The sequence below is a fragment of the Paraburkholderia madseniana genome (assembly GCF_009690905.1).
Lineage (GTDB): Bacteria > Pseudomonadota > Gammaproteobacteria > Burkholderiales > Burkholderiaceae > Paraburkholderia > Paraburkholderia madseniana.
In genome coordinates, this window is the sequence record NZ_VOSW01000160.1 from 1 (window position 1) to 10,424 (window position 10,424).

At 60.0% G+C, this 10,424-nt stretch carries 9 protein-coding genes; 4 read left to right on the forward strand and 5 right to left on the reverse strand.

All coding sequences use genetic code 11. The annotated features are described in order from the left end of the window. Nucleotides 1-401: 401 nt before the first annotated feature. Nucleotides 402-866: a cupin domain-containing protein gene (locus tag FSO04_RS42600; protein ID WP_154567359.1), complete on the forward strand. Its 465-nt coding sequence runs from the start codon at nt 402-404 to the stop codon at nt 864-866. Nucleotides 867-1,537: 671 nt separating this feature from the next. Here the strand turns inward: FSO04_RS42600 and FSO04_RS42605 are convergent. From FSO04_RS42605 to FSO04_RS42615, 3 genes are all read right to left on the reverse strand, one after another. After that, a complete protein-coding gene (locus FSO04_RS42605; protein WP_154567360.1) occupies nt 1,538-3,049 on the reverse strand; it encodes an aldehyde dehydrogenase in 1,512 nt (503 codons plus the stop codon). A gap of 20 nt (nt 3,050-3,069) precedes the next feature. Beyond that, entirely contained in the window at nt 3,070-4,470 is a 1,401-nt protein-coding gene (locus FSO04_RS42610) for an MFS transporter (protein ID WP_154567361.1), read from the reverse strand. Between the two features lie 147 nt (nt 4,471-4,617). After that, a complete protein-coding gene (locus tag FSO04_RS42615) occupies nt 4,618-5,349 on the reverse strand; it encodes an enoyl-CoA hydratase/isomerase family protein (protein WP_154567362.1) in 732 nt (243 codons plus the stop codon). 112 nt (nt 5,350-5,461) lie between these two features. On the opposite strand from FSO04_RS42615, the gene FSO04_RS42620 reads away from it, so the two are divergent. Together FSO04_RS42620 and FSO04_RS42625 are read left to right on the forward strand one after the other, a co-directional pair. Beyond that, nucleotides 5,462-6,244 (forward strand): GntR family transcriptional regulator, encoded by a 783-nt coding sequence (locus FSO04_RS42620; RefSeq protein WP_154567363.1) that lies wholly within the window; start codon nt 5,462-5,464, stop codon nt 6,242-6,244. A gap of 15 nt (nt 6,245-6,259) precedes the next feature. Further along, nucleotides 6,260-6,811 carry a DinB family protein gene (locus tag FSO04_RS42625; RefSeq protein WP_154567364.1) on the forward strand — a complete coding sequence of 184 codons (552 nt, stop codon included), beginning with the start codon at nt 6,260-6,262 and terminating at the stop codon, nt 6,809-6,811. A gap of 88 nt (nt 6,812-6,899) precedes the next feature. On the opposite strand, the gene FSO04_RS42630 is transcribed toward FSO04_RS42625, so the two are convergent. Next, nucleotides 6,900-8,066, reverse strand: a complete 1,167-nt coding sequence (locus FSO04_RS42630; RefSeq protein WP_154567365.1) for a porin — start codon at nt 8,064-8,066, stop codon at nt 6,900-6,902. Between the two features lie 440 nt (nt 8,067-8,506). Between FSO04_RS42630 and FSO04_RS42640 the strand changes: the two genes are divergently transcribed. Next, nucleotides 8,507-9,289 (forward strand): alpha/beta hydrolase, encoded by a 783-nt coding sequence (locus FSO04_RS42640; RefSeq protein WP_154567366.1) that lies wholly within the window; start codon nt 8,507-8,509, stop codon nt 9,287-9,289. A gap of 17 nt (nt 9,290-9,306) precedes the next feature. Here FSO04_RS42640 and FSO04_RS42645 read toward each other — a convergent pair whose 3' ends face one another. Beyond that, nucleotides 9,307-10,245 (reverse strand): LysR family transcriptional regulator, encoded by a 939-nt coding sequence (locus tag FSO04_RS42645; RefSeq protein ID WP_154567367.1) that lies wholly within the window; start codon nt 10,243-10,245, stop codon nt 9,307-9,309. Between the last annotated feature and the right edge of the window lie 179 nt (nt 10,246-10,424).

The window sequence follows — 10,424 nt, forward strand, 5'->3', positions numbered from 1 at the left end:
TGAAGCCCCAAGGGGCTTCTTGCGCCCGCGGATGTTTGATTAGCGCAAGCGAGACGCATCTAACTTTATCGACCGACCGGCAACCTCGCCCTCAGAGCCAAAACTGAGTTTCCACACAGGCTCGGCCGGCTACCGCCCCACAGGTTTTATATATGCCGGCGCACAGGAGGCGCCCGACTTCGAGGCAGCGAAGCCTCCTGCTCGCGATATGCTGCACGTCAATATTCGCCGGCTGATTTCCCCCTCACCCCGGGGATCTCCTTCGCATGTCCTGTTCGGGAGGGTGCTCAGGTGTTGCCCTGGTTTTGAGCTGCCTTCTCGATGGTGCGACAATCGAATAAGGACAAGCCACTCCTCAACACTGCACACCGTTGGTCCGTTCAATCTGAAAGGATAAGAACATGCGTCGATACATCTATCTCGCGGCATTGCCTGCCACCTTCGTTGCCGGCATGTTTGCATCTCATCTGGGCACACTGGCGTGGGCCCAGGCGTCAGACGTACCGCTAACGGCGCAGATCGTTGACCTGGCAGCCTTAACCGATGCCGATCTTGGTCCACAGATTCCGAACATGGGCACCTTGCGTTCGAAGGGTCTGGTCGTCACGCCGAGCGGGACCGTCGCAGTGCAGACCGGTAACGTACCCAGGCATACGCATAGAGGTTCTGACGAAATCCAGTATGTGATTTCGGGAAGCGGCACTTTCTGGCTAGGTAACGAACAGCGTCAGATCCACGCCGGCGACTTGATCACTATCCCGAAGGGAACCGTGCATGCGGGGTCCGAGCCGACCAGCGGCGAATTCAAGGTCATTTCTATCAAGCTGCCGCCGCAAGCTCCAGGCGACATGCAGATGGTTCCCTGACGTGCCGTCGATATCCGGCGCTCCCTGATCGACGCAAGACAAACACTCGCGCGATCGTCAGGATTGTGTGCACGGACACGCTCGAAATAATCGAGCGCGCGTTGCCGCCGGCCCGCGCACGCCTCGGCGAGGCCAAGCTGTCGATACGCGGCAACCTGTCATTCGCACGATCATGCCTTGACGTTGCTACGCTCAGAGAACGGCCGCTTACGAGAAAAGCGTGAGGCGGGACCCGACCCGGAGCGGTCTCCCGACTGGCTAGATAGCGGTCGTTCGACGGGCATGTTGGAAGCGATAGTAATACCCATGGACAGTCTGATCAGAGCCGTACTTCGAAGCAGCGTACGGCGCCAGCAATGCTGGCCTCCAGATGTTGACACGGTCAAAATGCTTTTTGCCGGTGCAACACCTCAGGCGCCGATGGCGTCTCTCACCGAGATTGCTCCGTTCTGCACCGCTTTGACTTCTTCGGGTCCAAGGCGGACCATTCCGCACTGGCCACGCAATTGCATCTTGCGGAAGCCCCCGCGTGCAATCTTCTGGCAGCGTGCCTTCGCGGACATCACGTACCCTTAACCCTTAGCATTGGACTGCTCTCAAAGCGACGTTGCAGTCGATTTTACACACGTCTATGGAACCGTTTGAAGGGCTGCAACGTCGCTTCAGAAGAATCAATTAAGACGTTTCAGTTCACCATCGTCCGCATACCAGTCGATGGTTTTGCCGCTTATATTGATCGTCACCGCACGCGGTTCGCTGAACTGATCGAACGATTCGACGCCCGTCTCGCGCCCCACGCCGCTGTTCTTGAAACCGCCCCACGGCGACGCCGGGTCGAGCCGGTGGTGATCGTTGACCCAGACCATGCCGAATTCGAGTTTGCTTGCGACGCGATGCGCGCGCGCGACGTCCTGCGTCCACACGGAAGCGGCGAGGCCGAACTGCGTGTCGTTGGCGATACGGATCGCGTCCGCCTCGTCGTCGAAGGGCATCACGACGGTGATTGGCCCGAACACTTCATCCTGACCGATTTCCGAACGCGGATCGACGTCATACAGCACGGTCGGCTCGATGAAAAAGCCCTGCTTCAGGTTGGACGGCACGCCGCCGCCCGTCAGCACCTTTGCACCCGCCGCCTTCGCGCGCTCCAGCATCGCGAGAACGCGCTGGCGCGAGCGGTCCGAAATCACCGGGCCGAGTTGGGTCTTCACATCGGCAGGATCGCCTACGCGAATACCCATCGTCTTCGCGCGGAAACGTTCGAGAAACGCCACATAGATCGACTTCTGCACCAGAATCCGCGCGCCGCACACGCAGGTCTGCCCCGCGCCAATGAAGGCCGCGAACGCCGCGCCGTTGACCGCGCGCTCCATGTCGAAATCGTCGAATAGCATCACCGCGCCCTTGCCGCCGAGTTCGAGCGTCGTCAACGCGAAGGTGCGTGCCGCCGCTTCGCCAATCGAGCGGCCGACTTCCGTGCCGCCCGTGAATACGACCTTGCGGATCAGCGGATGCTGCGCGAGCGCCGCGCCTGCCTCGCGTCCTTCGCCGTTCACGACGTTCACGACACCCTTCGGTACGCCTGCTTCATCCAGCAGACGCACAAGGCGCACAGTGGTCAGCGGCGTCTGCTCGGACGCCTTGATGACGACGCTATTGCCCGTGGCGAGCGCGGGCGCAAGACTCTTCGACAGAATCATCAGCGGATGATTGAACGACGTCATCAACGCGACGACGCCGAGCGGCACGCGCTGCGTGTAGCAGAGGTACGGCCCTTCGATCGGAATCACGTCGCTGCGGCGCGTCAGCGCAAGCGCCGCGAAATAGCGGTAGAACTGCGGCAGACGCGAAATCTGCGCGCGCGTCTCCGAGATCGGCCGGCCGTTGTTCAGCGTTTCGAGTTTGTAAAACTGTTCTAGATCCGCTTCGAACAGATCGGCGAAACGGTTTAGCACGCGCGCGCGTTGCTGGATCGGCATGTCGCGCCACGCGCCGCTTTCGAACGCGCGATGGCCCGCGCGCACCGCGCGGTCCACATCCTGTTGAGACGCGGCCGCGAGCGCGCCGATTACTTCACCCGTCGCCGGGTTGACGATGTCGAGCCTACGGCCGGTGTCGGCGTCTGTCCATGCGCCGTCGATGAAAAGCTGCGCATCGAGATGTGTCTGGTTCACTGTGTCCATAGAGATCAATTCCAGGTGGTTCACTTGAGAGGCGATGCATGCGCGTCAGTGCGCATCGCATCGCTTGCCTGTAGGTCGGCGGGCTGCAGGTCTTCGAGGCGCTGGCCGGTCGGCTCGACGCCGAGCCACGCAACCACGACGATCTGAATGACGAGCAGGCCGATCATTAGCGTCAGCACACCGACGATACCGTGCTGCGCATACAGCGCGACGACGATAAACGGCGTGACGATTGTCGCGCCGCGACCCAGCGTGTTGCAGATGCCCGAGGCGCGCAGCCGGACTTCGGTCGGGAAGAGTTCGGGTACGTAAATCGCGAACAGCAGCGCGACAAGCACGTAGATCGGAATAGTCAGCAACAGGCCGACAAGGGGCAGCAGCAGCGGATCCGAGACGAACGGATAGATCGCGCCGAACACGATTGCCGCGAGCGACGCACCGATGATGGTCGGCTTGCGGCCCCACGAGTCCGCCGTCAATGCGCCGATTGCTGAGCCGATTGGCGCGCCGAGCGACATGACGAGCGCGAAGCCGAACGACCTCGCGATGCTGAAGCCCTGATGCACGAAAAAGGTCGGCAGCCAGGTGACGAAGCCGTACAGCAACGTATTGATCACAACGAGCGTCACGCAGCCCACGATCATCCGTTGCAGCATCGTGCCGCTGAAAAGCGATCCGAACGACAGCAACGTTGCCGCTTGCCCCGACGTCTTCGCGACAAAAGGCGGCGGCAGCGGCTCGCCGCCGCGCGCTTCGGTGACTTCGCTTTCGATGCGATTCAGGATCGCGCCGGCTTCCTCATGGCGACCAACCGAGTCGAGCCAACGCGGCGACTCGGGCAGCGACTTGCGCGCATACCAGACACCCAGCGCGCCGAAGCCGCCCAGCACAAACATTGCGCGCCAGCCGAATGCTGGAATCAGCAGCAATCCGATCAGCCCGGCGACCGGCAACCCGGACACGACGAACACGGCCATCAATCCTTGCAGCTTACCGCGCTTTTGCGGCGGCACGAATTCGGTCAGTGTCGAATAGCCGACGACATTTTCCGCGCCGAGTCCGAGGCCCATCACGAAGCGGCACGCGATCAGCACGCTCATGTTCGGCGCGAGCGCCGCACCGAGCGACGCGAGTCCGAACACCGCAAGATTTGCCTGATACGTGAAACGGCGGCCGAAACGGTCGCCGAGAAAACCGGTGCCAAGCGAACCGAGCATCATGCCTAGAAACGTTAGCGACACGAATAGCGCATTCTGGCCGAGTGTCGAGAAGCCGGTTTTGAGCGTTGCACCGAGCACGGTCGACGCGACATAGATGTCGAAGCCGTCGAAGAACATGCCGATGCCAATCAACCACATGATGCGCCGATGAAATCCCGACATCGGCAAACGGTCGAGCCGTGGCCCTGCGTTGACGTTCATGTCTGTCTCCTGTTGACCAGAGTTGGCGCTTTGGCACTGACTCCGGTCCCATGCAAGATGCTTGCTGCCGGCGTGCTGAAGAAACGCGAGCCTTCCCAGGATAAGTTCGCGCGCGCCATGTGCGGACTTCGATGGGTGAGCTTGCGCTCAGCGGCCCTGCATCAGTCGCAGGCTCGTGACGGTCAGCATGTCGGTCGCGCTGCGGAAGTTCTGCTCGATCGGGCTTTCCTCCGCCGACTGAAAGAACGCCTTGCACTGGCGCACGCCTGCATCGTCGAGCGCGAGGATGCGATCGGTGAGGGCGTCGGCGTCGCCGCGCAGCGCAGCAGCCTCGCAGACCTGCGTGATCAGCCCCGCCTGCAGCGCGGCGGCAGGCGTCAACGTGTCGCCGAACAGCACCATTGGAAACAGCGTCTTCGGCAAAGCGTAGCGGCCCAGATAGGCCATGATCGCGGCGGGCGGCAAGCCTTTGCGCATCTCGGGAAACGCGAGCGTCGCGCGTGACGACACTAGCGTGAAGTCACACAGAATCGCGAGTCCGAAGCCGAAGCCATGCGCATCGCCATGCACTTCCGCTATCGAAATCATCGACGTACCGCGCACGAGGCGCTTCAGTTCGATCAGCCGCGCGACTTCCGAACGGATCGACACTGCGTCGCGGCCGGCGCGCTCGCGTCCGGTACAAAACATGTTGCCGCTCCCGCGGATGCGCAGCACACGCGCGCTCGGCTCTGCGGCCTCGCTGCGTAACGCCGCCGTCATTGCCTCGAACATCAGGCTGGAAACCTCGTTGCCCGCGTCCGGGCGATTCAGCCTAAAACTCAGCACGTTGCCCGTTCGCTCAATCAAAACTGGCTGCGGGAATGGACTGCGATCCATAACTTCTCCTGTGTCGACCGGCGTTGACGCTTCAGCGCTTACTCCAGTGCCGTGCAAGTAATTGCGGGTGTATAATCTGTATACAGCGTATTCACAGAACCATGAGGTGTCAATGCCTTCCAGTAAAACTGCAATGAAAACTGCCGAAGCCGCCGCACCGAAGCACGCGAAAGGTGCGCATGCAGGCACACATTCGCTTGACAAGATCGCGAGCAAATATCACTCGCGCATGCGCACGGTCGATGCATCTAGCGACTCATTGAGCGAAGGCGTGGTGGTACCCGCGTTGCGCGAGGCGATCGTCGAGGGCGTGCTTGCGCCGGGCAGCCGCCTTTCAGAAGTTCAGGTCGCGAAGCAGTTGAATGTAAGCCGCACGCCGATGCGCGAGGCGTTCGCGCAACTCGAACGCGAGGGACTGGTGACGGTGCTGCCGCGTGTCGGCGCGTACGTGCGCGCCGTGACGCTGCGCGATGTCGAGGAGATTTACACGGTCCGCGCCGCGCTTGAATGTCTTGCCGTACAGCTTGCGTTGGAGCGCATCACGACACTCGGCATCGCGCAACTTGACGACGTGATCGAGGCGATGCAGGTGAGCGTCGATGCTGGCGATCCGGTGGGTTACGTAGAAGCGCTAGACCGCTTCTACACAATCGTGATGACGATCGCCGACAACCGCACGCTGCAGGACAGTCACGCTGGATTGATCGGACCTGTGCGCCGCCTGCGGCGCATAGCGATGGCGCGCGGCGGCCGTATGCAGGCGTCGTTCAGTCAAGCGGTCAAAATTCGCGATGCCATTGTGAACCGCTCGTCGAACGTGCAGGATTTGATGCGTGAACAACTGGCCGGCGCGTGTCGTGCTGCGCTGGACGTGCTGAACGACGCGAGCGAATAGTCAAGGAAACGAGTCATGCTCAATACGCAAACCACCCGCATTCTTTCCCGCTATAAAACCTGGGCGGACAACGTGCTGTTCGATTGCATCGAAGCATTGCCGCCCGGTGAAGCCGTCAAAACGCGGCAGACCTTGTTCAAGTCGATGATCGGCACGCTGAATCACATTTACGTGGTCGATCTGATCTGGAAGGCGCACCTCGAACGCAAGGAGCACGGCTTCACGACACGCAACGTGGTCGTGCATGCCGATCTACACGACCTGCGTGGCGCGCAACAGGACATGAACACGTGGTTCGAACGCTGGGCGGATGAACAGACTGACGCGTCGCTGGCTGAGACGTTGTCGTTCGCGTTCATATCCAGCGAGCGTTCGGCTATGTCGCGCGGCGCGATGTTCATGCATCTCGTGAACCACGCTTCGTATCATCGCGGCTGGGTTTGCGAAATGTTCTTCGACGTTCCCGCCAGGCCGCCCGCTACCGACCTGCCTGTTTTTCTTACAACCCACCCGGAGGCCAGTTTTCCGCCCCCTTCGCACGCGTCGCACGATCAGGTGAACGCATAGCACGAGGTGGGATGGGAAATCGACCGGATGAACGCTTGTAAAAGCGAGCGTGCGCAGGAGAGGGTGTGCTTGGGTTGACGGAGCGCGACTAGAACTGATGCCGGATTCCGATACGAGCGACCGCTTGATGACGATTCGAAGAAGGCGACAAATCGGCAATGTTCGCGACCGCCGCGTGGCCGGTCGAGTCGTCTCCGCTCGCCGTCTGCCATGCACCTGAAATATAGACATCGGTGCGCTTGGACAGCTTGTGATTCACACCGGCGGAGAGCTGATTGTATTTGGCGCCCCCAATGGTTTGAGTCACAGCGTTCCCTTTCAGGAAGTTGTAGGCCGCTCCAACCGACCAATCCGGGGCAATCAGGTACTGCAGGCTGACTTCCGCGTCGTTGAAATCCGCACTGCTTTCACTAAGCGTGGCAATGTTCGAGTAGCGAATGTTCGAATAGGTCGCGCCCACGACCACGTGTCCGAACGCATATGAACCGCCGGCCGCTACGACCTGGTACGTTCTTGCCGACGCATAGCCGCTGTAGATCGGGCTCGCGGTCAGCCCGTTCGACGTCGCGGTATCGGTTGGGTTGCTCCCGAACAAGGACGCCGCCGGATTGTTGACGTGTGAATATGCCACGGACATACCAAGCGGGCCTCTCGCAAAATGGGCTCCGAAAGAGTAGGCCTGATTGGTTGCAAGCGAGCCTGGCACACCGCCGAAGCTATAGAGACTTTCGAATCTCAAACCGCCGTAGTCGAGGCTCTGGTACTTGACTGAATTGTTCTGGCGACGTGTGAAGTTGAAATTGTCGAGGTCGCCGGGATGTGCCGCGTGATCCGAGCCAAGATTTGAATCACCGAACTCGTATATTCCGACGTAGTCGATGATGGGATCGTATTGCCGCCCGAGCGTCACAGTGCCATACCGGTCGCTCGACAAACCGACAAAGGCCTGTCGGCCAAATTCATCACCTCCTTGCGCGAGATTTCCGGTGTTGAGTTCGAAGCCGTTCTCGAGCGTGAAGACCGCCTTGAGGCCGCCGCCGAGATCTTCGGATCCTTTGAGTCCCCAACGGGACCCATTCAGACCGTTGTTGGCATCGAGTCGAAACAGTCTGCCGCCGCTTTTGCTGCCGGCAACAGGCACATTGCTGATTGCTTCGAAGCCCTCATCAATGATGCCGTACAACGTAATGCTGCTTTGCGCATGCGCGGCAGGAACAGACACAACAAGAGCGCATGTCACCAGGATTCTTTTCATTGGCAAACTCGCAGGATGCCGGCGTCGCCCGCAGCGCGTGGAGAGCGCAAGCAGGTCCGACATTGCCGAAGCGGAAGAAAGAAAAATAAAAGGCAATGGACGAAACGAGCGCCGGCTCAATTTATTCCGCAGATTCTTCAGAAAGCGAGTCCGTGACGGTTCAATCAGGACGTCAGCTTCCCGGCTCGACCCGTATCAGCCGTTCGTGCTTGTCCAGATGCAATGGCTGCTTGCAGACGTTGACTCAAAAAAAAACTTTGCAGTGAACGGAATGTTTGCACTGGGACTGTGTTTGCACCTTCGTACACCAGAATCCAGCGCCCGCTTGCAGTCGTAAGCATCGACCGGATGATTGGCTGGGTATGTTTCGTCTTTCGACTCGTCATTGCGGCTGAGCGAAATTCGCGAATCTCATCCTTCACATATCTCGGAGAAGTCTCATGAAGTTGAATTCGTTTGTCCTCGCCGGTTTCGCCTGCGCCACGCTGCTGAGCGCAACGACGTCATTCGCACAGGACAGCACCGCAGCTCCGTCCGCACCGATCAAGAACGTCGTGCTGGTTCACGGGTTGTTTGCAGATGGTTCGAGCTGGGGGAAAGTGATTCCGCTACTGCAGGCAAAGGGCCTGCACGTGACGGCGGTGCAGAATCCGACGACCTCGCTCGACGCGGACGTGGACGCGGTCAAGCGCGCACTTGCGCAACAGGATGGCCCGACGCTGCTAGTCGCGCACTCGTACGGCGGGATGGTGATCAGCCAGGCTGGCGATGATCCGAAAGTGGCCGGCCTCGTGTACATTGCCGCGCGTGCGCCGGATGCCGGCGAGGACTATCCGGCACTGACGAAGAAATTTCCAGCCGCGCCCGCATCGGCGGGGCTTCAGTGGTCGGCCGACGGCTACGGCCAGCTATCCGAGCAGGCATTTTTGAAAGACTTTGCCGGCGATCTGCCGAGGGCTGAAGCAGAGAAGTATTATGCGGTTCAGCAGCCCATTGGCAAGGCGATCACGATGGCGAAGACGACCGTCGCCGCGTGGCACGACAAGCCGACCTGGTATGCGGTGTCGACTGAAGATCGGACCATCAACACCGATCTGGAGCGCTTCATGGCGAACCGGATGCACGCGCATACGATCGAGCTTAAGTCGAGCCACGTGTCGCTGCTGTCGCATCCGACTGAAGTGGCAAATCTGATCCTCGAAGCGACCGGAGAGCAGAAGTAGAGTGGCGCTTGCATCAATCAACGGTGAATGAATCTGCTAGCGGCTTCCTGATCAGCCGCCAGCTTCGCCGGCATGGTATCCCTCAGATAGTCCACCCAGCTGCGAATCTTTGCGTCCACGTATTGTCGCGATAGATACATCGCGTAAAGTCCCATCTCCTGCGAACTGTATTCGGGTAGAACCCACGCAAGTTCGCCGTTGCGCAATCCGCTGATCGCCGAATAAATCGGAATCAGGCCGATTCCTAGTCCTTCCCGTACTCCAGTGACAAGAGCCTCTGGTGTATTGACTTCCAGCAAGGCTGGCCGGAGTCGAATGGACTCCTCTCCGTTTGGCCCCTCGAAGGACCACAAGTTCATTGGAGATTCGGGTGTGTTCAGGTGGATGCACGAATGCGCTTCGAGATCGTCTGGCTTGTGCGGGACACCATGGGTCTCGATGTAAGTACGTGATGCGCAAACAATGCTGAATGCACTACCGATTTTCTGTGAAATGAGCTCTGAATCCGATAATGCCAGTGCCCCGACAATTGCAACGTCGCAGCCGTCTTCGATGAAATCCGGCGTGCCATTGGCGAGCGTCAGCCGGACTTTCACTTCAGGATATAGCTGTTGATATGCACCGATCGCCTTGATGAGGTAGTGCTGTCCAAACCCGACCGGAGTGCGAACCCTCAGTTTCCCACACGGACGCGCATGTGCGTCACCAGCCTCCGCCTCAGCCTGTTCGATCAGTGCCAGAATCTGCATGCAATGATCGTAATATCGCTCACCAGCTTCAGTCATCGCGATGCGTCGTGTGGTCCTGTTGAGCAGTCGGGTTCGAAGGTGTGCTTCCAGATCCGAAACGGCGCGTGAGGTCTGGCCAGGAGTGGCGTCCATGCTGTTCGCCGCCGCGGTGAAGCTCCCGGCTTCGACGACGCGCACAAAGACGCGCATGTCTTGAAGTATGTCCATGCAGAGCTCCCGATACGAGTCCAACCGGCGCTTACGTTAAATTATCTCGATGGCCATGGCGGTGGGGTCGCCACCGCCGACGCAGAGGCTTGTAAATTCGCGCTTTCCGCCCGCCGATCTGTGGGGCCCGAGCAAGGGGAGCCGAAAGCGTGCGTCGGGCGCGGGCGGAGGGTGGCGCG